The following is a 24,543-nucleotide window of genomic DNA, read 5'->3' as shown; positions in this document are numbered from 1 at the left end:
ATATCCTAAGCATTTGCTTCTATAAAAACCATGATTGGGTCATCTTCTTTTTTGCAGACCACTTGATATTCGTATTGCCCATCTGTAATGAAGCAGATTTTTTGAATACGATCTCCAGTTGCTTCTTCTCTGCAAGATACAATTTCAAAATCTTCATAATTCATAAGACATTACCTTTAATAAGATAAGATATCGTCATAGCTGATCCAGTCTGGTTAGCTATATAAATTTTTCCATCCGTGTGAGTTGAGACAATGAGATTTCCAGCAGGGCCATTTGTTCCATCCATCACTCCAGTTGTTACCGCGAAATTTGCATGTCCGCTAATTTTTGAAGTGTTTGGACTTGTTCCAGCTCTAAACTCGGCTTTACCTTTCACACCTGCATTTGCAGCATTAAAGATTTCGATCTCACCAAAAACATAAGCGAGAGAAGTACTTTTAGATAATGTAATCACACCGCCATTTGATAGCGCTGTGTAACCTGTATGAATCGCGCCATTTAATTGAGCTGACGGTGTCGTGCCAAACCCAGTGACAATTCCTCCATTCGATGTAACGACATTGTTCGGGCCATAATTTCCTTCAGCATAACCACCAACACCAATCACCTGAGCAAGATGCTGCGAACTCACACCTGATTGACCATTTTTACTTGTATAAAAGTTTCTCGAAGCAACTCGTGCACCGTCTAGTGCCAAAAGTCCCGTGCTTGGGTTTCCTGTTGATGTCCCTGCAAACAATGCGACTTGTGAGTTGTTTGCAACTGTGCCAGATCGACCAGTTAATGCGCCTGAGCCAGAACCTGTTGTCCAGCATTGTCCTGCTTCAACTACAGATGCAGTAAATGACATGCCATGATTTTTATTACATCCAGCCAATAATCTCGTATAACGTCCTGATCCACCATTTTGCGTATTAACTCCATTGCCGCCATTACACAGAGAGAAGCCATCCACAAACTGACCACCACTAATATTGACAGCCATAATTCCATGACTGCCATTACCATAAATGAACCCTGAATCAGAGTAATAATTGCCTCCAGCATCTGAACGTAATGCTTGAGATTTAGAACCAATTAGACGACAAGTTGATAATCTGACATAGCCTCCAGCAATGAATACACCCATTCCGCCTGCGCCAGCGACAACTGAGCCTCGTAGATACCCTGAACCACCATCGCCAAGATGCACAGAATGCGAATTTGAACCCACGAAGTGGGCGGACGGGGAATGAATATGTGATTTATTAAACCCCCACACGGAGAAATTAAATCCGCATACTGCAACATTTGCTCCCAAGATGATATTTGAGTTTTTCGCATCATAGGCAGCACCTTCACCCTTAAGTAAAATTCCAGTGCCAGACACTGTCCCATCCAGCACAATATTATTAATAAACTGTACTTGTCCGCCTTGTTCTCCAGCAAAGCCATGTCCACCATATTGGTTTTGCTTCAATACAGTTTTCATAACTTTAACGTCTGCACCTTTCCAACCTTTGACCGTTGGTGCAAAGCCTGCAAATTTATTTGCGACTGTATTCGTTTCAGGGTGATAACCATTCCAGCACTTGAGTTTAACAGTGACGTTATTTCCTGATTTTGCGGTTACTTTCCAAGTTCCCTCATGAGCAATGAGTCCAGCTTTAATGACGGAATAATCCGTCAAAGCAATATTATGCATGCTCAGATTGATCGTTAATTGAGTGTCACTTTCAACTGATTTGACTTGAACCATAGAACCATCGACTAAAATAATGTCTCCATCATTTACAATCGCTGTAAAATTTGTATCAACGCCAGTTACATTAGACCCTGCGACACTAATTTTCCCTTGATTAGGTTTAGTTACATACCACCACTGGTAACGGATCGAATCAGTATCAAACTCATCTTCAGCGCTTCCAGAATCAAATGCAGTTGCTACGGTAATTGTGCGTAATGCATCGTCGAATGCTGTGATTTTTCGAGTTTGGCCTTTAAAGTGAATTAGGTCGCCAACATCTAGCCAGTTGCTTGGAAATCCATTCGGGCCAACAGAACTAAGCGTGATTTTATTTCCGCTGGTGGACGCTGTACCCATTTTGTTCATGCCAATATTCAACTCGCCCAACATAGTTTTACGGATTGGACTTGACTCAAACCATGCCGATCCACAAGCGACTTTATCCAACTTTATATAATCGTTTAGTTGGATATTTGAAGCATCTGCAAACTCATACGTTACATCCCAAAGGCCATCACCACCTGAAGCGCTGACTACAGAGTTAATGGTTGCAGCAATTGGTTCAGTTCCAACAATTTTTAAAAGTGCATGGTCTTTTGTGTACTTAGCGATGTAATTCGAGTTGAACTCGACAACCATTGGAGGAAGTGTAATTGTCGTTGGAGCACACACAATTAAATTTTCAAGTTTGCTTAGAACACGTCTGGCTTGATCTGTAGTCGTTAAATTGACTAAAACGTTTTCACGAATCTCGATTAATTTATCTGTAGAAAGTGCATTGTAGAGCTGCTCGGCGGTATCAATACCAGCAAAGTCTTTAAGCGTAGCAAATTCTAAATTTTTCTCACGTTGAGATCTGTGGTTAACTGTTGATACAAGTAAATCAGTCCAGCCTTGACCATCTGCAACAATATCAAGTAACTCTTCAATAAATTGATAAATTGCATCAAAACTTAAACCTTCGACCACTTTCTCAACATATTTCTTCATGCTTTCTGTAAGAATGAATAAGTCAGGAAGCTTGAAGAAGTTACGTCCATCGTAGTGATATTGACCATTAATGTCGTTTTTTTCAGCATCGTTGGATGGGTCGTCTACAACAGCAGTGATGCTATCGGCAGGGATATTAGCAGCGTCTTCCATCATTAAAGCTTTGGTACGATAAGCCTTATAAACACCATTGTTTCGCATTAAATACATCGAATATTCAATACGTTCAATACGTTCATTTTGCTCGTCAGATTTATTATCTACATGCTCAGTCAGCTCATTGAGTGCCCCAGCACCAGCAAAATCACTCACTGAAGACAGTGCAGCAGAACCCAAATCTTTAATAAAAGCTTCAAAAATTTTTGATCTTTTAATTTTACGGGTCATGCCTCCTTGGACGACAGGCATAACATCATTTGCACCAAAGCTTGCCGTCTCATTCAGTTCACTGATTTTAATGCCAATATCCACATCGATAACATCCGTCATACATTAACCCTCAGTATTCAGATTTTCGTCATCTTCAGTATTTAAACCTTGGCCTGATTCAGTAGTGATCAGCTGTGGAGGTACTGATTGATTCAATGAATAACCCTGCACATCAACAAAACGATTGGTTTTGATAGCAGCAGTGATCATGCGTCCAGCTTGACTGTTTTCACCATAATGCGTGTCTGCCTGCGCTTTGTCATAGAGGTTGACTGGCATGTCTTCAGTTGCATTAGGGTCAGTTGTAATAAACAACACGCGATGATCGTTGGGGGGTAAACCCAAACGGACGGTATTGATATTTACTTCCAGATAATTCCCTGGCGTCTTGATTTGAGGAATAGTCATTAAGTATTTTCCTTTAATTCAATTAAATCAGACTCATCCTTAAAGCCGTCATCAGGCTCAAAGTGATAGTCGACATTAATTCTGATCAAATCAGCATCTATTTCTTCTTCTTCGCGCACGCGATCTGAAGCAGTAATGGTGAAATGAGTATGAAATTCTTGAGATAGAACGCTCATCGAATGACTTCGCGTTTTTGAGTTAAAAATGGTTTTAGTACGCCCAAGGCTGAGTGATGCAAGGCCAGTTACACCAACTGAAGACAGGTCATTTCCAATCAAGAGCTTTTGGATGTGCCACAACATGAGATATGTGCCAATGTCACGACCAGCGCCATGCCGCTGAGCTTCTTCATTCCTTAGTGAACGAGCACCGGCTAAAACCACAAAAGTGACTGGATACTTGGTCTTATCATTTGAGATTTTTTCAGGCGTACCAGAACCTTGAAAGGTCACCCAAATTGCTGGAAAAGTTTCAACCCAAGCAAGCGTCCCATCATCAAACTCACCACCATAGGTTTTGATTTCCCGAATCCAATCCCAGATTTTGTTTTTAACTTGTTGAGCTAAGACATCCTTGATGCCTTGTTCAACAATTGAAAGATTAAGGTCTACCATCCACGACCTCCAAAATCACGACGACCAACGCTAAAAATAACGTTATTCGATGAAGACTCAGTTGGAGCAGACTCGCCAGCTGGCGCACCACCTAAACCAATTTCACCTTTACTAATGGCTTTAAGTTTTTTGCAGCCATCTTCATAGCGAACCTTAATAGGATCGTTTTCAACAACTCCACGTGTACAAGCGTAGTAACGAGCCAAGTCACAACCAAGACTGATTAAAAATGGTGGAACAACTTGTAACGGCAGTTTATAGCGCCCCATAACAGATCCATCTATTTCACTGTTTGCTGCATTCATTGCCGCATTCAACTTGTCATAGTTGATTACGTCTTGATAAGGAGCCTCATTGTCAGTGAGCTGAATGATTTCACGCTCACCAAACTTGGCAATCATTGCCTCTGCCGTTACATACATGGTTTATGCCTCCGCGCCAGTCGATCCATAGACCGTTTGCCAGAAACCATAACCAGCTGCACCACGTGACTCGACACCAAAGTAGAAAACGCCTTCCATAAATACAGAAGGTGATTCCATGCTGGTTTGCTGAACGAATACTGGTTTTTTACGCACCTGATAAACAAATGGTTTCACTGGCTTGGTGGTGTCCAACAAGAACCATGCATTGTCATCAGTCAAACGAGCAGACACTTGAACCTTAGCTGTGCCTTTGTACGGGTTTGGCTTGCCATCTTCAAGACGATCTACAGTGACCAAAGCGTTAGCAATATCTTCAAGCGCAGCTGGCACTAATAGCGTTGTTGGAGTGATATTAAGTGGTCGACCTGATTCATCCTTAAATTTGCGCATTGCTGTACGAGCAGCACCAAATGAAGCTTGAGCTTTGGCTAAAGTTTCAATTGAAAGTTTTTTTGTGCCTTTGTTGCTGACGGTGGTTTTACCCACTTTATGACTGGTCGAAATCATGGCTTGGCCGTCATAGCATTTTGCAGAAAATGCTTTATTTACAGCTTCAAAAACCAATTCGTCAGGGTGTTGCTTAGCCGACCATGCAGCCGATTCTGCTTGAGGCTTGTAGATGCCAAGTTGATCATCTTCAATATCGTTTCGACGCACTTCAATCGTTGCGGAGAAATCTTTGTTGCGGATGACATAGTCATATTCTGCAAGCTTAGTAATGTGTTTTTTGCCGATCCATTCTTTCATCTGTGGAAAGTTTTCTAACCAGCGATAATCAACATAAGCACCATTACTAGGCACTACCATTGCAATAGCTGGATATTCAACAACGACATCATTTAGTGCATTGTTATAAACTGTCTTCAGGTTTAAAAAGATTGCGTTAAGTGCTGCACCGTTTACGTTCATTCTACCCATACTCCATTTTCATCAATACCAACGACACGACCAGCTGGAGACAACGTTCCACCAGCATCCGTTTCAGCAACTGTTTGCCCATCTTGTAAAAAGCAAGGCTTACCAAAGGAAGCTTGCGTTACAGGGTCAGATGTACTGTTAGCAAACTGGAAAGCACAATCATTACGCACCAACACATACACATCGCCATTTGAACCAGCAGTGTTGTCGACGCTGTCTTCATAACGACCTAAATAAGTCAGATCAGCATTGACAGTGACTGGCACGGCATAACCCGTAGCATCTACAGCAGCGGCAAAGCCAGCTACAATGACGGCACCAGCTTTGACTGGTACACCAAACAAACCCTTTTCACGGAACGGGGTTTGACGTTCTTCCTGATTTAAAATGCTGCTCATTATGTTGTAGCTCCTAAATCAATCCCCATTTGTGCTGCAACGGCTAAAGCTTCAGGGGAATGTGCTTGACCACCACCTTGTTGGTTATTGCCAGCGAGGTTCACAGTTGTTGTTTGTTTTTGATTCAAAGCTGCAATTTTTGGCAGGCTTTCAATATGTTTTTTAATAAACTCAGGATTGGTCTTTGCCTGATCTTTTGCCCAATTAATGGTTGCATCACCCGTCAAACGACCATCCGAACAAGCGGCAACAATGAGGTCGTCTAATTCTTTGCTGGCAGCATTCGCAGCTACAGCTGTCGCGCTGGCAATTGCTTCTTGATAAACCGCAATCGGTACATATTGAGTCAGATCAGGTGCTTGGCTATTGGCGGCAGTCTTTACTTCAATTGCTTTTCCAAAAGCATCAGTAAAAGTTTGACCAGCTGACAGAGTTGTTCCATAAGCACCATCAATCTGTGCAAATGCACTATTGGCGGCAGTAAAAATCTCTTCTTCTGTGGCTGTTTCAGGCAGCCCTAGACGCTTACGCATGAGTTCTAAAAACTCTTTCATTGTTGAGTCCTCGTTGGAGTGTTGAGACAAAAAGTCCTGAGCCGCAGCAGCAAGACGTGCTTCGGGCAAGGTGTCTAAATTCGGAGTATTGGTTAAGGCGAAGCTATGAAGTCCGAGGACTTCACCAGCTTGGTTGTAGAAGAAAACAGGCGAAGTGTATTTATATTCCTTAGCCTCGATATATCCCTTGGCTTTTTCAGTCCATTCAAATTGAGTGCTACATAGTCCAACTCCATCTACATATTGGAATCCAGCAGGCTTGAGCCAACCAGACGCTGGTGCAGGATCACCAGACTCTTGAGCTTTTAAAGTCGCGTGTTCATAGTCCACCACTAGATCGATAGAACGCTGATTTAATGCAGCAGCAATTTGACGACCACGTTCTGGAGTAAGTTCCCAGTGTGGGGCATCGGTAGGACGACCATCGATACCACGAAAGATTCCTTCAGGAATCAAAACGAGGTAAGTCGATGTCGCATCAATGGCGAATGAGCACGCGGCTACTAATAAGGTCTTTTTCATGCTGGCAGCATCGCACTGCCAGTTTCTTTTTATTAGGCGGAAAGGCTTCCGTTTATTTTTTAGGGATTAAAAATCTTTTGCCAATAATGATCTACATCAAAGAAAATCTCTTGTTCAGCTTCAGTTTGCAAATTTCCTTCAGTATCCATCGGCATAAACATCCTTGGCTCAATATCGCCGAATGGAATTGGTGCACCACGCTTTGTTCTTCCTGAAGCGCCTTTTTTAATACCGAAATGCATGGCAGCGGCATAAGGCATATTGTTGCTAATGATGGCTTCATCTTTGGTATGGCTGGTTACAACTCTTGATCGAAGATCACCAGAACGATGCAAGATACCACCGTAGCTGTAACCTTTATATTCATAAATTTTAATTGTTGACGGTTTGCGGCCAGCCCACTTGGGGCGACCTTGTTGTTCAAAGTTTTCATCAACAACCGTTCCCAATGATGCAGCAATTGCAGCCGCCAAAGGACTCGCATTAGTCAAACGACGACCTACTTGCAGCAAGCGATCCGCCAACATCTCATCATTGATTTTGATAGCAGTCATTCATTACCTCGGATCAATTCAAAGTTTGTCATCAGTGACTTGCTTGATACTTTTGCAATGTCGGTCACTTCCATAACGCCATCTTTGGATTGTACTGATACTCGAATTACTTTCTGTCCAGCGTCATCCAAAACGGGTACAACGAACGCCATCTGACGTTTTTTACTATCCCATAAGACTTTTTGAATCTGCTGAAGTAGCTTTGGTAATGCCAGCCATTCTTCAGTGCTTAGTGCATTTGTAGTTTGACCAACTAACAAGCGATCCGAAACCGTCATAATTGGACTTTCAACTGCAATATTTTTTGCAGTCAGAGTTTTAATATCATCCATGCCAACAACACCAACCGTGCTGGTCATATTTTGGGGTTTGGCAAAGTTTAAACTGTTTTTGACAAAAGCCTCATGCGCCTTAATTCGTGGCGGACTCAATAAAATCTGTTGAACTTGCTGAATTGCTAACTGTGCCCCCACGAGATCAGCCGCACGTTTAGTCAATTCTGTATCAAGTAAATAGCTCGACGCTGGATGACTGTTAAAGCCAGCTGCTGGAGAGAAGTAAGTCACTTGACCATCATTTTGACGAACACGAATGCGTGTCCGGAGAGCCACCGCATCCTGACCTGTAAAACTACTTTTACCAATCACGACTTGGAGCTGTTCAATATCTTCAGGCAAAGTTTCGACTTGCCGTAAACCTAAACGCTCAACGTCACTTACGCGACGGCCACGTACTGTACATTTACAACCAAACTCTGTTGGTGGGTAGGCATAGAGCCAAAACGGATCATCGTAATAACGTGTCTCACCATTTCGTGCTAAGTGTGCTTTGCGTGGGTTTGTAATCGAAATATGCACCCATTCCCAAAGAGGACGAGTGTCAATTGATGCCATCAATCCTTTATAACGTCCAGCCGCCAAGCTCTTATGCACGTTGGTATCAAAGATGGTTTTTAAACGTCGTGGACTACCAAGCTGCACTGTTTGCTCGATACCAGCTGGATTGATTACGGTCTGTTTTCCCCACCAGCCTTTTTCGCGTAGTGTGGGAATAATAGATGCTTTCCATTGCTCCAGACCTTGACCTTTTTCCAAGGCGGTAATCAATGAGCTTTTAATATCTTGAAGTAAATCCACCCGTGCAACTTTGGCAACGGTGAACGCTCGACTATGTGCATGATCAAGGGTTTCGTGCCAGTCCCAGCCAATCTTAAAACCTTTCGATTCCAAGTATGCAATCGCATCTTTAGGGGGGAGTTTAAACAGCGCATTCAGCTCTGGCCGTTGCGGTACTTTAGCCATTTTCAGCCTCTGCACTTAAACGCCCAAACACTTCAGCAGCAAAAAACAACTTCGTTAGTTTGCCTTGCAAGGCTGGTTCGTCATCACTCGGATATAACTCAGCTAAGACAGCCAACACATCTTCATCATTCTGACCTGCTTGGATTTTAGCAATCAGGTCTTGTGTCCAATCTTCAGCGGTTTTTTGCGCTTGCTTAGTTTGATCATTGAGCAGCAACTGAATTGCTTGTACATCCAGTGGCACTTGATTATTGGCTGCAATCAATCCATTCAACAATTGAGGCACATACATATTTGCAGCAAGGTTTGGTGTTGCTGGTGCAACTGGCACTGTATAGGCCAACACGTCTTCTTTATCATCCGCAGGCTCAGGAATACCAAGTTTTTTGTGTCCCCAAGCACGCGGGATCTTGAAGCCAATTTCAACCAACTTCGGCAAAGCTTCACTAAAGACTTCTATATCTTCAGTATCAGTGGTATCAAAATAAAATGATGGGTATCGATCTGGTGAAATGTTCGGATAATTCAGACGCATCAAACTGCAAACCAAACTATCTGTAATTGAGCGTGCAAGCTGCTTAGCATCCGACTTGACCAGCTTATCAAACTGTCCCTCATGGGTTTTACTTTGCGCATTGGTACTAGTTTTACCATCTGCTTGAGAGAGCAACGTACCACCGACAATAACTTTGGATTGGGTTTGTTCACACCATTTGACTAAATCAAAATGATTTTTTGTGTCCCCGTCAGTAGCGGCTTCAAAATCAATACTCATACCGTTGGGGATGATACCGCCAGCATTGCGCCCAATCGACATCACAGCACGAAGCAAAGTTAATTTTTCTTTTTCTGTTGCTCCAGATGGATATTTACCAATCTTGCTTGGTAAGCCATAAGACTCCAAAAATTCCAAGACATCACGAATACCATAGTTTTTAAATAAGAACGGCCATGTAAGAACACGGTGCAAACCAGCGCGAGGAATATAACCAGACTTGGCTTTGTGCCGATGGATAAACCAGCCAAAATCCCAGAAGTCTGCGCCATCGGGCGAACCATCATTGAGCTTGAGTATATTCGGCTGATTATATGGGGTCATAAAATTGCGAGGGTTTACATGCTCAAAACTTTTAGGCAACCACAAACTGCCAAGTTGATGCCACTCAATCTCTTGGCACGAATAGCCATGACCAACACCGTCCATTGCATCAAATAAGAACATCTCAAAATCAGCAATATCATCAATCCACTCCGCAACTTCTTCAGCATTTTTGCGCTCAGCTTCGCTGGCATTTTTGGGAGGGTTCACACCCCAAGGTAGACCATTGACACCTTTCTTGCGCTTATCCATTTCACTAAAGATGTGACCATCACGTTCTTCCATGTCACAGAACAAGTCTGCTTGAGCTTGAAGGTTGCCTTGTTCTGCATCAGTCATCAATTGATGCAAACGCCTTGGGGTTAAGCCTACAACTGGATGGTCTTGCCACTGATTGGTCAGCCAAGCGATTTCTGCGGTTTGGTTTGATTCAAGTGCGGTTCGGTCTTGAGTTTTGGATTGGGGTTTTTTCTTAGCCATAGTGCAAATACAATTTGAGGATTTTGCACCATTATTGTTTTTTGACTTATTTAAAATTAGGCGGAAAGACTTCCATTTATTTTTGATTTTTTAATTGCCACAGAATGGGCGATTTTAGCGATCTAAAAGCAAACACGGCTCATTGTTGCAGAATTGCCTTTAAATCGCTAAAAACGCATTTATAAACGTTTATAAATCTATAAATCCGCCCGACTAATAATTGGTGATGATGAGTTCCTGTTTTTCGCCGCGACTCGCTCCAACTTTACCGACGGAGTAATTAATTTTTGTGGTGCTGATATTCAGGTCTGCAAAAGCATCTCGAATATCAGGATGATCATTAATTGATAGCATGACTTTACTTTGACAAGTTTTCATCAGCTCAGCCATTTTCAAATAATGCTCCCATCCGAACTCTACACCATAACCTGCAAGCTTCCAGTAAGGCGGATCAGCGTACATAAAACTATGGGGTCTATCATACTTCTTCAAGCAATCATCCCAGCTTAGGTTCTCAACAGTGACACCTGAGAGCCTGTAATATGCATCGGTCAAGTGGTCTTCTATTCGCAGAAAGCTTGGTGCTTTCGCTGTTGTAGCAGTTCCAAAAGTTTGACCAGAGTTCTTTGCACCAAATGCGGTATGTTGCAAATAATAGAATCGTGCAGCTCGCTGAATATCAGTCATTAAATCAGTGCTGGCAGCTTTTAACCACTCAAACATCTGGCGGCTTATGATTGCCCATTTAAATTGCCGAATAAATTCTTCAAGATGGTGCTGTACGACACGGTATAAGTTCACCAGCTCACCATTTACATCATTAATGATTTCAAATTTTGATTGTTGTTCACGCATAAAAAATAATGCTGCACCGCCAGCGAACAACTCCACATAACATTGATGCTCTGGCATTTTTTCGATCAATTGCGACACCAGACGACGTTTACCACCCATCCAAGGAACGATTGGCTTGGTTTTCATGTTTTCACCCACTGCAAAAGCTTTTCATTTTCTGATAGCCTCGAATTACTCTGTACAGGGTAACGAGGCTAAGCCTGCGGTAGTCACTTACCAAAGGGGGCGGTTTCTTGTAGGGCAAGAGGCCGTCACCTCGTTTTTAATGATGACCTTTTAATACATTAGCTATTAGGGGGAAGGAGTTCCGATGAGCGAGTTAGTTAATACAACACTTCCAGAAATCACCAAACAAATAAGAGAAGGTGAATTTGAAACAATATTTGGCATCAATATTTGGAGTAGATATGACGATGATACTGAGCTTTATCAAATGCTCCAATTTTGCAAATATGTTAATAAAATCGGACTGACAGAATGGGTGGATGAAACTTTCTATGATTCTAAGGCCAGTCTTTGTTTTATAAAATTAATTGAAATTGATGAAGATTCAAATTGTAGCTATGAGATTGATGCAATTAGGACTATGGCGGCACTCACAATCGAACAATTTGAATTGGAAGGTATCATTGGACATCGAAATCCCTACTTAAGCAGTGCAATCAAATTCCAACTTTAGTTATATACAACCAGCTTCACTAAACCAGCCATCATAATCATCACTATTCATTTCCAACTCTTCACGAGTTGGAAGTCCTATAAACTCAATAGGACTTGATAGGTGTAGACTAGCAAACCATCCAAGAATCATTGCAACTGCACCATCGCCATGACGGTATAAATCTGGGTCTTTTAAATCTTTTTTCCGTGCTTTAGATACCATGTGAATACCATCAACTTCCTCAATCGCTGAGCAGTCATTTTTGAGATTGTCATCACGTGGCAGATCAATCATATCCTCTTCAAATGCGGTCACAAGCTTTGGAGTCCACAGGCTGTACCAGTTACGACTCAATTTAATTTGATGAACCATGTGCTCACCAAACTTCTCAGCTGTATCTTCAGCCAGCGTTTCACCCGTACCAGTTGCATCCATTGCAATGCCACCAAATCGAGGTAATCGCTCCAACATATACCAAAGGATTTTTTTCTGCATACGTGCTGGCACGTTATGCATCTCGATGGCAAACGGTGCGATCCGACGTAAATCTGGTGCAATATAGAATGGCAGAATAAAACTAAAGTCCCGATGCCGTGCATAGTCTTGACCAGCACAATGCTGGCGACGCTTATCCAGTTTTTGCAATTCAGGCTCTAAGTTCTGCTGAATCCATTCATCAATATATGCGTCACGTTCCTCGCTAGTCTTTTCAGTGAAGTCATCTCCAAGCGTTAATCGCAAGACAGTGCGCACTTCTGGCATTGCACGTTCAACCCAAATACTTGGCAGACACACAGATGATCCATCGCGTGGAATGGCATCAAGTTCCTCACGCATTGCAGCCTTGCGGCTCCCATATGCACGACGAATTTTTTTGTACCATTTCTCTTTACCTTCAGCAGTTGCTTTTTTTCCCTGCATAAAGCAGACACGCTCATAAAGACCATTAGCAACAGCATCGTCAAAAGTGACTACAAGGGACTGAGCATCCTCACCATAGACACCATTCTCAATATCATTCACCAATTGGTTGAATGCATTGTTTTTGCCGTTGTGTGAACTAATGATGGCAATACGACCACCCCAAATCAGCAAAGCCGTAGCCGCTTCGATTACCCCTTGGACATTAGGATGGAAGGCAGCCTCATCAATGACGACTTTACCTTGCAGACCACGAATGTTTTCAGGTCGACTGGAGAGAGCCACAATCTGGAAACCGCTTGAATATCGAATACGGAAAGCCGTGATCTGCCGTGTATCACCTTTGTCATTTTGATCTTCAAAAAGAAATTCTTCAATTTGTGAAATGCCTTGACCTTGGGCTTCAGCAATTACACGCGAGAACTTGGCGCAATAACCAATAAATTCAAGACCTTTTTCTTTGGTATCACCAATATAATAAACACTCATTCCGCCAGCTTCTTTGCTGGCAGCAGCAAGTAGTACATCATCAAAACTTTCGGCAAATGTGATGCCAGTACGTCGACCTTTCGGACAAACTTTAATATCCGACTTAATCCGTAGCCATTCGACTTGATGCTTCATCAGAACACCAGCATCGAATGGATTTAGATTATTCGGGATATTACGTGCGCTTTCAGGAAGTTCATCCCAATCAACCACACGAACAGTATCTTGCCGAGGTTTTAATGCTGTCATTATTTAATACCTAATACTTTTTCACGCCAGAACTGAATTTGCTCAGCACCCATACCTTGTGAGACGGCAGCTTTCTGTAGGTTTTCATCTTGTTCTCGAAGCAATTCTTCACGCGCTTGGCGACGAATCTCATCACGGTTTTCCATTGCCTTTGACTTGGTCATGATGGCTGCACGGGCAGCACGTGCCAAAGCACCGACATCATCAATGCCCATCTGCGGCTTGAGTGGATCATCACCGGTATTGGTCAACTCATCCATTGCACGTTTAGTGACTACAGCTTGAACAGCCTGAGCCAACAACATGCCGCCCTTGTCATCGGGGTCTTCGCCAAATTCTTTGACCAAAACTTCAGACATTGCAGCGATCTGCCTAAACTCTTTAGCTTCAGCGATATAGTTCTGCTTTTCACGACCTAAAGCGGATCGACTGGGAATACAGTCCGATGGAAACTCAGCACGAATTTCGTCCAGCATTTCATTCAGTGTTAGCTTGTCTTCCTCAAGCATCTTGTAAATGAATTGACGTTGTTCATCGGTAAGATTACGCATAAATGATTTGCTCATGCTTCACCCAATTATGCCGATGGGCGCTTTACGCCATGAGTAACAACAAGACCTTTAGCAACATCAGCGCCTCGTTCTGTGAGCTTTACAACAAGCACTGTGTCCAAGTTTTCTTCAATGACCAACAAGCCTTGCTCAGTCAACCAATGCAATTCGGTACGCAACTGATCACGGCTGAAGCTATGTCCATAACGAGTGACAAAGGCATGCAGCACTGATGAGTTTGAGCGATACGTGGGTAATTCTGATAATGAGCGCAACACAACGAGGCGCATGTCTTCTTTTAAATGATCTGCAAAGCTCATATTTATTAATCCTTGTGGTGCAGCAGATAATCATTAACGCGATCCACTGCCTTGGCTAAAGGGGCTATCACGTCTTTTAACCCCGCTACTGATTCTTTAAGGGCTTTCATATCACCAGCCATATCACTAATCACTTGATGATCAGGCATGTTGCTGACACGCTCTTCTAATCGACTTAATCGCTCTTTTGTTTCTTGCAACTCTTTATCTTTTGCGGCCTGTCGATTTGAAATAAAAACATAGACCGCGAGTCCAAAGTTAAAAAGAAAGCTGATCAAAGTAATACCAATAACGATATAGCTGGGCTGCATTATTTCCCTCGGCTTTGATTGATAAAGCGACCAATAAAGCCAAGTATGGCAATGGCTGCCGTGACTTTTCCTTGTGATGCTTCAGGGATTAATGCAAGTACTTCTGGTGGAACACCTGAAATTGACACATATGCAATCGCTGCAAATGCCCAAGTGGATAACCACTTCCAGAACGTATGAGAATTTTTAACCAATAATCCTGTGTGCTTTACTTCTTCCAAAGTGCCAACCACATACTCAGGGACTATTGATGCTTCAGCTTTGAGTTCTTCAACTCGTTTTTGATGACGCTTGGCTTGATCTAAAAGCTGTTGTTTTAACTCAGCAATAGTTTCAGGATTATCTACTTTTTCTTGATCCACTGTTTCGGTAACAACAGCAGAAGTACCAACATTTTTCGGCGATGGCACTAGGTTACGAGGTCGTTTAAATTGAGTTTTTTTCATCGCATATCATCCGCAGCATAACGTAGGTTGCCAGAAACACGACTCATCCAACCTTTACCAAATGTGTTAAAGGTTTTGATGCGTGTATAGAATTGAATGCGCTCAGCATTGAAAAGATTGATCAAAGCAAACTGCGGTTGTTTACGAATTTCATTGAGTGTAATTGCGCCAACAATACCGTCATCTTTTACACCCAACGCACGTTGCAGAATCTTTCGAGCATTGACTAAGCCATGATTAACACCAGCATCGAAATATTGGTATGCGAAAGAGTATGGGAAGCTATCGCAACTTAAAGCATCCCAAAATTGATTTTTATAAATACGTTCAACCATATCCATTGGGATATTTTTCATTGAGCCTTTGTACCCATAATTTTGCGCTGTAGCTTTGGTGATACCGTAATTAGTTTCCCCACCCGGATCAGAAGGATGGTTTACATAACCACCTTCATGTTGAAGCACTCGCTTTAGTGCAGTTTGAAAAGTCTTGTTCACAAAAAAACCTCATCAAATGATGAGGCTAGTTTGTCTAGTTGGTACTTGTAATATTAGGCGGAAAGGCTTCCGTTTATTTTATTGCTTAGACTTAATTTCAGCTATGCAATCCTTTTTAGCTTGATTGTAGGAATCTAAAAACATTTGTTGTGCGTGATCTTTATATTCTTGAGAAGTGGATGCCTTTGAATATTTCCCCCACCATAACTCTCGTGCAAATGACACCATAGAAGTACAATACCGATATTTATTTGAAATATCCATCGAACCATAAACCGCTTCAGCCTCTTCAACCAAAGCATTGTATTTTCGGCTTTGACGAGCAACATCTGGGGTATATTCCAAATTTACACTTGAGTCAGTGGCCTGAAGCTGCTCAACACGATCAATAAATTTCTTAGTTTGATTTAGACTTAGTGCTTCATAAACAGGTGGATTATCTTTAACTTGTTTAGCCTCTATTTCACCTTCAATGATTGCTAGAGTAGCCTGATTAAGCATTTCATCATATTTTTCTTCCTCAGATAGATTCTGAGAATTATGTGAAACTTGATTAAGTTCGCTGTTAACATTAATTTCAGTTCTATTGTTTTGTCGAAGATAGGCTATGGCAACTAAAATACCAACAATAAAGAATAATCCAACCCATTTTAACCATTCAAAATCTTTATTCACACCCATCCTCCCAATACAGTCCTATAGATTAATAAAAAGTACCACGACTTGGGGGAATCCATTTCCCCATAATTTCGATATCTGAAGCTTCATTCAAATCAAGTGGCATTGGCGGATATGTTTTATTATCTGAAATTAACAAAATAGACCCATCTATTTGACGCTGAATACGCTTCACCCAAAAGTGCTCTCCAGTGCGAATAACGTAAATAAAACCATCTGTTAAGGAGTGATCTAATGTATTTACAAGTAAAGGTTCCTTATCTTGGATTGTAGGAAACATAGAGTCTCCAGTCGCATAAACAATTATTAGATCTTTTGCGTAAAAACCATGTCGATGTAGCCAGTCTTTTCTAAAAGCCAATCTACTAACTGGTTGAGCTTCGCCAGCACAGATTGATCCATGACCAGCCGAGATAGCCACATCATAGACATTGACTAAATCAAACTCATCAGCAAAGTCATTTTTCATATTCACGGATTTATTTAGCCGATTACCAGTAATCACATAGGTTACGTCAACACCAACCTCTGATAGTGCAGATAACTGCACTGCGGTTGGTGATGAATTGTCTTTTTCCCATTCAATCACTGTACGCTTTGATGCGCCAGCTATTGCACCGAAATCAGGTTGATTTAGGTCAAGTCTTGTTCGCTCTTCTTTGATTCTTGCACCAATCACGCAAAATACCTCACCAACATGTTGAATAGTGCTTAAATCTGCACTATTATTAACTTAAATATGCACCTATATGTGAATATAATCGCACTTAAGAGGTTAGAGACATGCAATTAAAATCACTTAATGAAGTTAAGAACACCTTCGAGTCTTCAGGTAAAACCGTTACAGATTGGGCTTCTGATCATGGTTTTGACCGTAATGATGTTTATAAGGTGCTTAACGGTCAGCTCAAATGCAAACGCGGCAAAGGTCATGTAATCGCAGTTGCTTTGGGTATCAAAAAAGACACCAACCAGACTGCTAACACCTAGCAATCTGCACATTTTTGCACATTTCTGCACACAAGGAAAGAATCATGAAAGCAGATTTTCTCACCATACTATTTCTTATAACGACAATTTTCGCATTCACTCAATGGTGCTTCGCGGAAAACGACAACGAGATATTGCTACAAGAAAACAAAATTTTGTCCATTCAACTTGAGGGCATGAAGAATGAGCACCGTTAAATCAGCCTCGAAAGTTCTCAAAGTTTTAAAGGCTTTACGTGGGCATAGCTTGCAAGGCGTAAGTAATCAAGAGCTTGCAAGACAATTGGATGAATCACCAGCACAGATTCACCGTCAATTACAAACCCTTGTTGCTGAAGGCTTAGCCAAGCAAGAAGAAGACGGTTCATACACATTAGGTACGGCAGTTGTTCAGATCGCCAAGGCGCATGACACAGAAATGGAACGTGCAAAGGCACGTATTGCTGAAATTGAACAACGTACTAGAGTTTTTTAAGAGGTCATCATGGATTTAGAACACGCAGCAGAAGTCATTCCTTCTGATTTTGCAAAGAAAGTTGGTGGCTTAGCCACATCTCTTGGCTATGAAGGTGCTTTAACCGTTGGCGCACTTGAAGATGAAATTCGTTTTTACCAACAACGTTCAGTTGAAGCAGTGCTGGAGCTTGGTAAACGCCTTTTGATTCTGAAAGAGATTACTCCACATGGAGAGTTTACCAAACGCATTGAAATGCTTGGTATTAGCAAACGCACAGCACAGCGTTTTATGTCTGTTGTCCTAAAATTTTCAAAAACGACATCGATGTCGCTTTTAGAAAAATCAGGCAACGGATCAAAATTGCTTGAGTTGATGGTTCTAGATGATGATGACATTGATGTCATTGAACAAGGTGGAAGCATTGGTGAAGTTTCTCTAGACAGCATCGAAACCATGTCTGTACGTGAGTTAAAAAAAGCTTTACGTGAGGCAAAGGCCGATGCTGAGAACAAAGCTCAATCTCTTCAAACCAAAGATCAAATCATTCAGAAGAAAGATCAAAAAATAAATGAACTTGATGAGAAAGTCACCAAAGCTTATAGCCCACCTGAAATCCAAAAACGTGAAGCGACTGAAGCTGAGCAGCTACGCCAACAGGCATTGCAACTCATGCAAAAGGCTGTACTTACGTTTTTAGATGCAGCAAATCAATTCAATGCAGACATGAACGCAGCTGTTGATTCATGCATGGATTCATTTGTAGTCGAGCAATACGAAGCAAATATTCGTATGACTTACCAAAGCATGGCTCAACGTTGCAATGAAGCTGGACTACCTATCGACTTTACACAAATGGTCACACCAGATTGGCTGTCTGAAGTCTTATTGGAGAATGAAACTCTAGACACTGAGCTTCAAGGAAGTGAGGTGTAAGTCATGGCTGCCAAAATAGATACTGTTGAATTGGCGCAAGCCGAATATTTAAAGGAAGTTAAGCAAAAACTGGAGACTTCAGGTTTTGGCAGCAAGGATGAAATTGTTTCTGAAGCAGCGGCATTTTTGTCGATTGGCCGCAATGAGCTATATCGCAGACTTAAAGCAATTGGTTACACCACTGGTCGCAAAACCCGAAGCGATAAAGGTAAAAGTGTAGTCGATGCTGATACAGCAAAGCTTATTGGTGGTTTGGTTTATGAAGCGACCCGTGCAAATGGTAAGCGTACAACCAGTATCAAAGGTGCTTTAAAAATTGCGCAGGCAAATGGCGTTGCACCCGATGTGAGTGCGGCAACCATTGGCAGACGCATGAAGCAAGAGCTATGTCATCCGACCATGCTTGAAGCACCAACACCACATCAAAACCAACGCAGCTTGCACCCGAACCATGTATGGGAGCTAGACGCATCAACTTGCATTTTGTTCTACCTTCCCAAAGAAGGTGGTGTGCGTGATATGCATCCTAGCGAGTTCAATAAAAACAAGCCAGAAAACCTAAAACGCATTGAGAAAGACATGGTGACTCGCTATGTGATCACAGATCACTACAGTGGCAATGTCTATCTTGAATATGTTCGTGGAAGTGAGTCGGCTCAAAACCTGATCAACATTATGTTGAATGCTATGCAGCGTCGAGACAATAAGAATCCTATGCATGGCGTACCAATGATCATCTACACCGACAAAGGTAGTGCGATGACCAGTGGCTTATTTACGAATTTACTTGATCGTTTGGACATCCAAATTATTGACCACGCTAAAGGTAATGCACGCGCCAAAGGTCAAGTTGAGAAGCACCAAGACATTATCGAATGCGAGTTTGAAGGCCGTATTAAGTATATGAAAGACAAGATCACAACCTTGTCTCAACTCAATGCCTTCGCCTCGAAATGGACTGCTCATTTTAATGAGACCAGTGTTCATTCTCGCACGGGTAAAACACGCAATGCCGTATGGCAAACAATTAAGCCTGAAAAATTACGAATCGCTCCACCAATTGAGTTATGCAAAGAACTGGTGACAACGAAACCTGAATCTAAAACAGTCACTGGCAACTTACGTGTGAAACACACAATCAATGGATATGGTTCGTATGAATATGATGTAAGTCATGTATGGGGCGTGCATGTCAAAGCAAAATTTGATGTGGTGGTGAACCCATTCCGTGCGCCTTGCATTGACCTATTAGGTACAGATGAACATGGCAATCCAATGGTTTACACCATTGAACCTGATCAAATGGATTTAATTGGTGGCTGGAATGAATCAGCAACAATCATTGGTGAAACACCACGCGCCAAAGCTGACAGCCAACTAGACAAAGTGCGTAAAGAAATTCGCCAAAAAGCATACAACGTCAACACAGATGAAGAAGTTGAAAAAGCCATCAAGCAACGTAAAGGCGCTTTTTCTCACATCATCGATCCGATGGCAGATGTAAATCAAACCGTAGTACCAGATTACTTGCCACGAGCTGGTGAGCAAATGACTACACCTGATCAACGTCGTCAAGTTGCACCAGTCAATTTAATCCAAGCAGCAAAACAAATTCGAGGTGTTGTCGGTGATCTCTGGACACACGACCACTATAAGGCACTTCAAAAATCTTTCCCTACAGGTGAAGTGCCACAGGAAGTCATTCCAGAAATCATTGCTGGCATCCAAAACGAATCCACAAAACCTAAATTACGTGTGGTTGGAGAGTAATCATGAGCGCATTAAAACAACTGCTTAAACAACACAACGTTGCCCAAAGCTCACTCTGTAAACCACTAGGAGTCAGCACAGCAACGGTCAATATTTTTGTTAATCACGGTCAACGACCAAAAAAGAACCCTGACCAATTCCAGTCAAAGTTCATTGAGCTTTTAGAAGCGAAAGGAATTGGATCAGATCAAATTTCACAAGCATTAACTACTGCACAGACTCACACCAATAACGACCAAGCCTTGGACAGTGAGTGTGCAGCAGACCCATCAGAGGACGAGCAACTTATGCTACTACGTAAACAGACTCTAACACCAGCAGCCAAAAAACACTTCAAGCTGTTCAAGAACCCATTCACTGAAAACATCCGTAGTTCAGATGAATTATTCACCAATGCAGACATTAATTATGTTAGCGAATCAATGTGGCAAGTCATTAAAGGAAACTCTTCCTTTGTTGCGGTTGTCGGTCAGTCAGGATCAGGTAAGTCTACTTTACGTCGTGGACAGATTGACCGCATTGAACGTGAGCGTGAACCAGTCATTGTGATTGAGCCTTATGTACTTGCGACTGAAGATAACGACATTAAAGGTAAAACCCTTAAATCACTACATATTGCTGAAGCAATATTGGCGGCATTAGCACCAAGTACCAATGCAAAACGTTCACCTGAAGCACGCTTTCGCCAAATACATGAGCTACTCAAAGAAAGTATGCGTGCTGGACACCGTCATGTCTTGATCATCGAAGAAGCGCAAAGCCTACCGATTCCAACACTGAAGCATCTCAAGCGATTCCTTGAGCTTGAAAATGGATTCACCCCCTTAATGGGCATCCTATTGATTGGACAAGATGAACTCAAAATCAAGCTTGCTGAGAACAATCCAGAAGTTCGAGAAGTGGTGCAGCGTTGTGAGATTGTCACGCTTGAACCGTTCACACAAACCAGCCTAGTTGATTACCTCAAACACCGCTGCAAGTCGATAGATCGCAAGCTTGAGGACTTTATTGATGAATCTGGATTGGATGCTATCTGCACCAAGCTTACTCGCAATGTTGGGCGTAAAAATCAAAACGAAAGCCTTTTATATCCTTTGGCAGTTGGCAACCTGATCACAGGTGCAATGAATGTGGCGGCTGAGTTAGGTGCACCAGTCATTACTGATGACTTGGTAATGGAGGTCTAACCATGTCAACAGAACGAGTTTTTCTTATTGGGCTAATCATTTACTTCTGCATTGACACAATTTGCGGCCATTTAGCAAAAGTTCTAGGAGCATGTCATGGCTGATTTTGCAGATGTAGCAGCAGATATTGCTCAAACCGATCTTGACCACGCTTTGCACAATGCAAAGCGAGTGGAATTTACAAGCTACTTCGATTGCGAAGAATGCGGTACTGAAATTCCAGAACAACGACGCAGACTTGGCAGCGTGACTTTATGTATTGGTTGTCAGTCTGCACTCGAAGCAAAACAAAAACATTTCCGAGGCTAATTATGAAAACTAATTCAAAAAATAAACCTGAGCTTAAACGTGTTCAGTTCAATAAAGATTTAGACAAATTACTTAGTGGTGATTACGTCCTTGTGCCTAAACAACCAACAGCTGAAATGGAAAGAGCTGGTATGGCAGTTGGTGGCGGCTTCTTAGCAATCAAAATCTTTAAAACCATGTGCGCAGCCGCTGAAGGAGCAAACGCATGAAAACTAGATGCCCAGCTTGCGGAGCAACTTGCAGTCTTGATGCATTGCTTGGTCATAGTGATGCAAGTAAAGCATTTGTTTCAGCACTAAGCGTAACTGGTGATTTACAGCACCCATTGATCAAGTACTTGGCAATGTTCCGCTCTGAAAGCCGTGACCTGACTTTTGAGCGTACAGCAAAACTGATCAGTGAAATTGCGCCTGATATTACTGCAAAGGAAATCAAACGAGGTCATCACACTTATCCAGCGCCTCGCGCTGCATGGGTGTGGGCAATCGCCACAATGCTAGAACGTCGAGATCAAGGCAAGTTGCAATTGCCACTCAAAAATCATGGCTATCTATATGAAGTCATTACTTCATTTAAACCTGAATATGTACCAGCTCAAGATGCTACTCCACGCCACGGATTATCACGCACAAAAACCGAATCTGAGCGTGCTGCGGATCAAGCTGAGCACGAACGTCAGAAGCATGAGCGTCCAGCTTTCTCCCTTTCGGAACTGATCAATAAAACCAATGCCGAACGCAAAGAGATCGAACAAAGCTCACTTAAAAACATTCCACAAGAGCAACTATTTGCGTATGTCGCACAGAACAAACGCGATGGTGAAACTCACAAACAATGCTTTGACCGCTTAAAAGCTGCGGAATTAGCACAAGAACCAACAACTCAAGGAGCAACACAATGACAACTCACACCAAACCAGAAGGCTTTTGGGAAAACTCACAAGGCGCATTTGTTCCTGAAGCAAACGTCAAAGAAATTGACAAATTGCGTGATCAAACCGTTCGCAAGCTTTTTGAAAAAGTTAATGAACTACATGAACTCTTGAAAGATTTCAAAATCCAAAGTTTTGAAGATGTAGCCAATTTTTGCGCCATTTCAGCTGACCAATACGGTGTAACTGTTGGTGGAAATAAAGGCAATGTCACTCTCATGAGCTATGACGGACGTTTAAAAGTCCAGCGCAATATCGCACAGACCATCAACTTTGATGAACGTCTTCAGGCTGCTAAAGAACTGATTGATCAGTGTCTTGAGGAATGGACTGAAGGCAGCCGCGATGAAATTAAAGTCATTATCAGTGCCGCATTTAATGTGGATAAAAAAGGAGAAATCAGCACAGCCAAAGTACTCGGTTTAAAACGCCATGAAATCAATCACCCCAAGTGGAAGCAAGCAATGCAAGCCATTTCGGACAGCATCAACATTATCGGCAGCAAAGCTTACTTACGCTTTTACAACCGTGATGACGCAACTGGTGGCTACTTACCACTTTCACTCGACATCGCATCCATTTAAAGGCTTAGCAATGAAAGAACTTTCTATTGCAATTGTTACCTGTGGATTTATCGCAGGAAGTTTACACACAACAGGCTGGCCAGAATTTTTATATGTGCTTTTTGCAATTCTGACAGCTAGTTCAACTCACTTAAAAGGTTAATACACCATGAATAAATCAGAACTTATCAACCACATCGCGGCTTCAGCTGGCATTTCAAAAACTCAAGCAACAGCTGCTCTTCAGGCAGTTGAAACAGGTGTCATTGATACCTTAGCAAATGGCGGTCAAGTCGCGCTTACTGGCTTTGGGACATTCAAAGTTACTGAACGTGCAGCGCGAACTGGCCGCAACCCTAAAACGGGTGAAGCGCTTCAAATTGCAGCATCCAAAGTACCAACATTCAAAGCTGGCAAAGGATTAAAGGATGCAGTCAATGGATAAACAGCAAGAGGAGTTTGTGGCTGTCATCAATAACTTTAAAGAGTGGTTTGATGAAGTAGTTAACACCATTACTGGTGCAGCAGACTCTGGTGCCAAAACCATTTCTTTTACAGCCAACGGTGGTGATGAGGTCGCCAATATTGAAGGTCGTGATAAGGACATGTTTCTTCTCGGTATGAAATCAGCAGTTCAATGTATTGGTAAATTTCCATTTTCACTGACTGATGCCGACGATGTGTCACTTATTAGTACAAATGACTCTAATAGATTGGAATTCCTCATCACCAACCGCCTACGTGTTGAGAAATGGTGTGTAGGTCAAGGTACAGAAAAATACTTTGTCTATAACGATGAAGATGAGCTAGTTGCTCAAGGTTTCACAAGTCGTGAGGCTATTGATCTTGCAATTCAGAAGTATGAAGCACCTGAAGAGACATAAGCGAAACACAGGCATCCGTGCCTGTGTCTGCTGGATGTCGTGATCCAGTACTGACGAGCAGCGAGGAAACCATGTTGACACACGAAGAACTTGAAAATTTACCTGAAGAAATAAAGTTTAG

The 24,543-nt window shown here is 42.2% G+C and carries 33 protein-coding genes and 1 other RNA gene; 14 read left to right on the top strand and 20 right to left on the bottom strand.

The genetic code is table 11. The features are described from left to right. Positions 1-5: 5 nt before the first annotated feature. The 12 genes from F902_RS22665 to F902_RS12525 form a co-directional block, all read right to left on the bottom strand. A complete protein-coding gene (locus F902_RS22665; protein WP_005203980.1) occupies positions 6-164 on the bottom strand; it encodes a hypothetical protein in 159 nt (52 codons plus the stop codon). Beyond that, positions 161-3,208 carry an autotransporter outer membrane beta-barrel domain-containing protein gene (locus F902_RS12575; protein WP_005203979.1) on the bottom strand — a complete coding sequence of 1,016 codons (3,048 nt, stop codon included), beginning with the start codon at positions 3,206-3,208 and terminating at the stop codon, positions 161-163. Before F902_RS12575 ends, F902_RS22665 begins: the two co-directional genes overlap by 4 nt. A gap of 3 nt (positions 3,209-3,211) precedes the next feature. Further along, positions 3,212-3,556 (bottom strand): hypothetical protein, encoded by a 345-nt coding sequence (locus tag F902_RS12570; RefSeq protein WP_005203977.1) that lies wholly within the window; start codon positions 3,554-3,556, stop codon positions 3,212-3,214. Further along, a complete protein-coding gene (locus tag F902_RS12565) occupies positions 3,556-4,170 on the bottom strand; it encodes a phage protein Gp37 (protein WP_005203975.1) in 615 nt (204 codons plus the stop codon). The genes F902_RS12570 and F902_RS12565 overlap by 1 nt, the downstream gene beginning before the upstream one ends. Then, positions 4,164-4,592, bottom strand: a complete 429-nt coding sequence (locus tag F902_RS12560; RefSeq protein ID WP_005203974.1) for a gp436 family protein — start codon at positions 4,590-4,592, stop codon at positions 4,164-4,166. The genes F902_RS12565 and F902_RS12560 overlap by 7 nt, the downstream gene beginning before the upstream one ends. A 3-nt stretch (positions 4,593-4,595) precedes the next feature. After that, on the bottom strand, positions 4,596-5,504 hold the full coding sequence (locus tag F902_RS12555) for a Mu-like prophage major head subunit gpT family protein (RefSeq protein WP_005203973.1): 909 nt from the start codon (positions 5,502-5,504) through the stop codon (positions 4,596-4,598). Next, complete coding sequence (locus F902_RS12550; protein ID WP_005203970.1) at positions 5,501-5,911, bottom strand: hypothetical protein; 411 nt, start codon at positions 5,909-5,911, stop codon at positions 5,501-5,503. The genes F902_RS12555 and F902_RS12550 overlap by 4 nt, the downstream gene beginning before the upstream one ends. Next, the gene (locus F902_RS12545; RefSeq protein ID WP_005203967.1) at positions 5,911-6,987 is read right to left on the bottom strand and encodes a phage protease; all 1,077 of its coding nucleotides are present in this window, start codon (positions 6,985-6,987) and stop codon (positions 5,911-5,913) included. The genes F902_RS12550 and F902_RS12545 overlap by 1 nt, the downstream gene beginning before the upstream one ends. 59 nt (positions 6,988-7,046) lie before the next feature. Then, positions 7,047-7,541: a phage virion morphogenesis family protein gene (locus tag F902_RS12540; RefSeq protein ID WP_005203965.1), complete on the bottom strand. Its 495-nt coding sequence runs from the start codon at positions 7,539-7,541 to the stop codon at positions 7,047-7,049. Next, positions 7,538-8,842 (bottom strand): phage head morphogenesis protein, encoded by a 1,305-nt coding sequence (locus F902_RS12535; RefSeq protein WP_005203964.1) that lies wholly within the window; start codon positions 8,840-8,842, stop codon positions 7,538-7,540. Before F902_RS12535 ends, F902_RS12540 begins: the two co-directional genes overlap by 4 nt. Beyond that, positions 8,835-10,421: a DUF935 domain-containing protein gene (locus F902_RS12530; RefSeq protein ID WP_005203963.1), complete on the bottom strand. Its 1,587-nt coding sequence runs from the start codon at positions 10,419-10,421 to the stop codon at positions 8,835-8,837. Before F902_RS12530 ends, F902_RS12535 begins: the two co-directional genes overlap by 8 nt. Before the next feature lie 213 nt (positions 10,422-10,634). Next, positions 10,635-11,402 (bottom strand): DNA adenine methylase, encoded by a 768-nt coding sequence (locus F902_RS12525; RefSeq protein WP_005203962.1) that lies wholly within the window; start codon positions 11,400-11,402, stop codon positions 10,635-10,637. Positions 11,403-11,586: 184 nt separating this feature from the next. Here F902_RS12525 and F902_RS12520 point away from each other — a divergent pair, with 184 nt between their 5' ends. After that, on the top strand, positions 11,587-11,955 hold the full coding sequence (locus F902_RS12520; protein WP_005203961.1) for a hypothetical protein: 369 nt from the start codon (positions 11,587-11,589) through the stop codon (positions 11,953-11,955). Here the strand turns inward: F902_RS12520 and F902_RS12515 are convergent, their stop codons facing one another. From F902_RS12515 to F902_RS12480, 8 genes are all read right to left on the bottom strand, one after another. After that, positions 11,956-13,596, bottom strand: a complete 1,641-nt coding sequence (locus F902_RS12515) for a hypothetical protein (RefSeq protein ID WP_005203959.1) — start codon at positions 13,594-13,596, stop codon at positions 11,956-11,958. Next, a complete protein-coding gene (locus F902_RS12510; RefSeq protein ID WP_026057447.1) occupies positions 13,596-14,162 on the bottom strand; it encodes a phage protein Gp27 family protein in 567 nt (188 codons plus the stop codon). The genes F902_RS12515 and F902_RS12510 overlap by 1 nt, the downstream gene beginning before the upstream one ends. An 11-nt stretch (positions 14,163-14,173) precedes the next feature. After that, positions 14,174-14,467 carry a VpaChn25_0724 family phage protein gene (locus tag F902_RS12505; RefSeq protein WP_005203956.1) on the bottom strand — a complete coding sequence of 98 codons (294 nt, stop codon included), beginning with the start codon at positions 14,465-14,467 and terminating at the stop codon, positions 14,174-14,176. Positions 14,468-14,472: 5 nt separating this feature from the next. After that, the gene (locus tag F902_RS12500; protein WP_005203955.1) at positions 14,473-14,778 is read right to left on the bottom strand and encodes a hypothetical protein; all 306 of its coding nucleotides are present in this window, start codon (positions 14,776-14,778) and stop codon (positions 14,473-14,475) included. Then, entirely contained in the window at positions 14,778-15,224 is a 447-nt protein-coding gene (locus F902_RS12495; RefSeq protein WP_005203953.1) for a DUF7940 domain-containing protein, read from the bottom strand. Before F902_RS12495 ends, F902_RS12500 begins: the two co-directional genes overlap by 1 nt. Beyond that, positions 15,221-15,721: a glycoside hydrolase family 108 protein gene (locus F902_RS12490; protein WP_005203949.1), complete on the bottom strand. Its 501-nt coding sequence runs from the start codon at positions 15,719-15,721 to the stop codon at positions 15,221-15,223. The genes F902_RS12495 and F902_RS12490 overlap by 4 nt, the downstream gene beginning before the upstream one ends. A 78-nt stretch (positions 15,722-15,799) precedes the next feature. Continuing rightward, complete coding sequence (locus tag F902_RS12485) at positions 15,800-16,402, bottom strand: hypothetical protein (RefSeq protein WP_017401885.1); 603 nt, start codon at positions 16,400-16,402, stop codon at positions 15,800-15,802. A gap of 22 nt (positions 16,403-16,424) precedes the next feature. Beyond that, positions 16,425-17,078 (bottom strand): XRE family transcriptional regulator, encoded by a 654-nt coding sequence (locus F902_RS12480; RefSeq protein ID WP_005203944.1) that lies wholly within the window; start codon positions 17,076-17,078, stop codon positions 16,425-16,427. A 104-nt stretch (positions 17,079-17,182) separates the two neighbouring features. Here F902_RS12480 and F902_RS12475 point away from each other — a divergent pair, with 104 nt between their 5' ends. The 13 genes from F902_RS12475 (at position 17,183) to F902_RS22140 (ending at position 24,489) form a co-directional block, all read left to right on the top strand. Beyond that, positions 17,183-17,389: a DNA-binding protein gene (locus F902_RS12475; RefSeq protein WP_005203942.1), complete on the top strand. Its 207-nt coding sequence runs from the start codon at positions 17,183-17,185 to the stop codon at positions 17,387-17,389. Positions 17,390-17,572: 183 nt separating this feature from the next. Beyond that, the gene (locus F902_RS12470; protein WP_005203941.1) at positions 17,573-17,863 is read left to right on the top strand and encodes a helix-turn-helix domain-containing protein; all 291 of its coding nucleotides are present in this window, start codon (positions 17,573-17,575) and stop codon (positions 17,861-17,863) included. A gap of 9 nt (positions 17,864-17,872) precedes the next feature. After that, on the top strand, positions 17,873-18,778 hold the full coding sequence (locus F902_RS12465) for a DUF3102 domain-containing protein (RefSeq protein ID WP_005203940.1): 906 nt from the start codon (positions 17,873-17,875) through the stop codon (positions 18,776-18,778). 3 nt (positions 18,779-18,781) lie between these two features. Beyond that, positions 18,782-20,548 carry an integrase catalytic domain-containing protein gene (locus F902_RS12460; protein WP_005203939.1) on the top strand — a complete coding sequence of 589 codons (1,767 nt, stop codon included), beginning with the start codon at positions 18,782-18,784 and terminating at the stop codon, positions 20,546-20,548. Between the two features lie 2 nt (positions 20,549-20,550). Then, complete coding sequence (locus F902_RS12455) at positions 20,551-21,735, top strand: ExeA family protein (protein ID WP_005203938.1); 1,185 nt, start codon at positions 20,551-20,553, stop codon at positions 21,733-21,735. A gap of 96 nt (positions 21,736-21,831) precedes the next feature. Beyond that, complete coding sequence (locus F902_RS12450) at positions 21,832-22,044, top strand: TraR/DksA C4-type zinc finger protein (RefSeq protein ID WP_005203937.1); 213 nt, start codon at positions 21,832-21,834, stop codon at positions 22,042-22,044. A gap of 2 nt (positions 22,045-22,046) precedes the next feature. Beyond that, a complete protein-coding gene (locus tag F902_RS12445; protein ID WP_005203936.1) occupies positions 22,047-22,253 on the top strand; it encodes a hypothetical protein in 207 nt (68 codons plus the stop codon). Further along, positions 22,250-22,945: a hypothetical protein gene (locus F902_RS12440; RefSeq protein WP_005203934.1), complete on the top strand. Its 696-nt coding sequence runs from the start codon at positions 22,250-22,252 to the stop codon at positions 22,943-22,945. Before F902_RS12445 ends, F902_RS12440 begins: the two co-directional genes overlap by 4 nt. Continuing rightward, a complete protein-coding gene (locus F902_RS12435) occupies positions 22,942-23,559 on the top strand; it encodes a DUF3164 family protein (RefSeq protein WP_005203932.1) in 618 nt (205 codons plus the stop codon). The genes F902_RS12440 and F902_RS12435 overlap by 4 nt, the downstream gene beginning before the upstream one ends. Positions 23,560-23,569: 10 nt before the next feature. Further along, complete coding sequence (locus F902_RS22990; RefSeq protein WP_005203930.1) at positions 23,570-23,701, top strand: hypothetical protein; 132 nt, start codon at positions 23,570-23,572, stop codon at positions 23,699-23,701. Positions 23,702-23,707: 6 nt separating this feature from the next. Then, positions 23,708-23,983, top strand: coding sequence for an HU family DNA-binding protein (locus tag F902_RS12430; protein ID WP_005203929.1), 276 nt, complete (start codon positions 23,708-23,710; stop codon positions 23,981-23,983). Next, complete coding sequence (locus F902_RS12425; RefSeq protein WP_228129737.1) at positions 23,967-24,422, top strand: hypothetical protein; 456 nt, start codon at positions 23,967-23,969, stop codon at positions 24,420-24,422. Before F902_RS12430 ends, F902_RS12425 begins: the two co-directional genes overlap by 17 nt. Next, positions 24,421-24,489: hammerhead ribozyme type II (locus F902_RS22140), an RNA gene on the top strand. The genes F902_RS12425 and F902_RS22140 overlap by 2 nt, the downstream gene beginning before the upstream one ends. The last annotated feature ends 54 nt before the right edge of the window (positions 24,490-24,543 follow it).

Origin of the sequence: Acinetobacter higginsii (assembly GCF_000369525.1) — a bacterium.
GTDB lineage: Bacteria > Pseudomonadota > Gammaproteobacteria > Pseudomonadales > Moraxellaceae > Acinetobacter > Acinetobacter higginsii.
This window is presented reverse-complemented; position numbering and strand designations above follow the sequence as displayed.

Coding starts and splice junctions, on each gene's coding strand:
- F902_RS22665 (WP_005203980.1), bottom strand. CDS start 164: ATGAATTATGAAGATTTTGAAATTGTATCTTGCAGAGAAGAAGCAACT.
- F902_RS12575 (WP_005203979.1), bottom strand. CDS start 3,208: ATGACGGATGTTATCGATGTGGATATTGGCATTAAAATCAGTGAACTG.
- F902_RS12570 (WP_005203977.1), bottom strand. CDS start 3,556: ATGACTATTCCTCAAATCAAGACGCCAGGGAATTATCTGGAAGTAAAT.
- F902_RS12565 (WP_005203975.1), bottom strand. CDS start 4,170: ATGGTAGACCTTAATCTTTCAATTGTTGAACAAGGCATCAAGGATGTC.
- F902_RS12560 (WP_005203974.1), bottom strand. CDS start 4,592: ATGTATGTAACGGCAGAGGCAATGATTGCCAAGTTTGGTGAGCGTGAA.
- F902_RS12555 (WP_005203973.1), bottom strand. CDS start 5,504: ATGAACGTAAACGGTGCAGCACTTAACGCAATCTTTTTAAACCTGAAG.
- F902_RS12550 (WP_005203970.1), bottom strand. CDS start 5,911: ATGAGCAGCATTTTAAATCAGGAAGAACGTCAAACCCCGTTCCGTGAA.
- F902_RS12545 (WP_005203967.1), bottom strand. CDS start 6,987: ATGAAAAAGACCTTATTAGTAGCCGCGTGCTCATTCGCCATTGATGCG.
- F902_RS12540 (WP_005203965.1), bottom strand. CDS start 7,541: ATGACTGCTATCAAAATCAATGATGAGATGTTGGCGGATCGCTTGCTG.
- F902_RS12535 (WP_005203964.1), bottom strand. CDS start 8,842: ATGGCTAAAGTACCGCAACGGCCAGAGCTGAATGCGCTGTTTAAACTC.
- F902_RS12530 (WP_005203963.1), bottom strand. CDS start 10,421: ATGGCTAAGAAAAAACCCCAATCCAAAACTCAAGACCGAACCGCACTT.
- F902_RS12525 (WP_005203962.1), bottom strand. CDS start 11,402: ATGAAAACCAAGCCAATCGTTCCTTGGATGGGTGGTAAACGTCGTCTG.
- F902_RS12520 (WP_005203961.1), top strand. CDS start 11,587: ATGAGCGAGTTAGTTAATACAACACTTCCAGAAATCACCAAACAAATA.
- F902_RS12515 (WP_005203959.1), bottom strand. CDS start 13,596: ATGACAGCATTAAAACCTCGGCAAGATACTGTTCGTGTGGTTGATTGG.
- F902_RS12510 (WP_026057447.1), bottom strand. CDS start 14,162: ATGAGCAAATCATTTATGCGTAATCTTACCGATGAACAACGTCAATTC.
- F902_RS12505 (WP_005203956.1), bottom strand. CDS start 14,467: ATGAGCTTTGCAGATCATTTAAAAGAAGACATGCGCCTCGTTGTGTTG.
- F902_RS12500 (WP_005203955.1), bottom strand. CDS start 14,778: ATGCAGCCCAGCTATATCGTTATTGGTATTACTTTGATCAGCTTTCTT.
- F902_RS12495 (WP_005203953.1), bottom strand. CDS start 15,224: ATGAAAAAAACTCAATTTAAACGACCTCGTAACCTAGTGCCATCGCCG.
- F902_RS12485 (WP_017401885.1), bottom strand. CDS start 16,402: ATGGGTGTGAATAAAGATTTTGAATGGTTAAAATGGGTTGGATTATTC.
- F902_RS12475 (WP_005203942.1), top strand. CDS start 17,183: ATGCAATTAAAATCACTTAATGAAGTTAAGAACACCTTCGAGTCTTCA.
- F902_RS12470 (WP_005203941.1), top strand. CDS start 17,573: ATGAGCACCGTTAAATCAGCCTCGAAAGTTCTCAAAGTTTTAAAGGCT.
- F902_RS12465 (WP_005203940.1), top strand. CDS start 17,873: ATGGATTTAGAACACGCAGCAGAAGTCATTCCTTCTGATTTTGCAAAG.
- F902_RS12460 (WP_005203939.1), top strand. CDS start 18,782: ATGGCTGCCAAAATAGATACTGTTGAATTGGCGCAAGCCGAATATTTA.
- F902_RS12455 (WP_005203938.1), top strand. CDS start 20,551: ATGAGCGCATTAAAACAACTGCTTAAACAACACAACGTTGCCCAAAGC.
- F902_RS12450 (WP_005203937.1), top strand. CDS start 21,832: ATGGCTGATTTTGCAGATGTAGCAGCAGATATTGCTCAAACCGATCTT.
- F902_RS12445 (WP_005203936.1), top strand. CDS start 22,047: ATGAAAACTAATTCAAAAAATAAACCTGAGCTTAAACGTGTTCAGTTC.
- F902_RS12440 (WP_005203934.1), top strand. CDS start 22,250: ATGAAAACTAGATGCCCAGCTTGCGGAGCAACTTGCAGTCTTGATGCA.
- F902_RS12435 (WP_005203932.1), top strand. CDS start 22,942: ATGACAACTCACACCAAACCAGAAGGCTTTTGGGAAAACTCACAAGGC.
- F902_RS22990 (WP_005203930.1), top strand. CDS start 23,570: ATGAAAGAACTTTCTATTGCAATTGTTACCTGTGGATTTATCGCAGGA.
- F902_RS12430 (WP_005203929.1), top strand. CDS start 23,708: ATGAATAAATCAGAACTTATCAACCACATCGCGGCTTCAGCTGGCATT.
- F902_RS12425 (WP_228129737.1), top strand. CDS start 23,967: ATGCAGTCAATGGATAAACAGCAAGAGGAGTTTGTGGCTGTCATCAAT.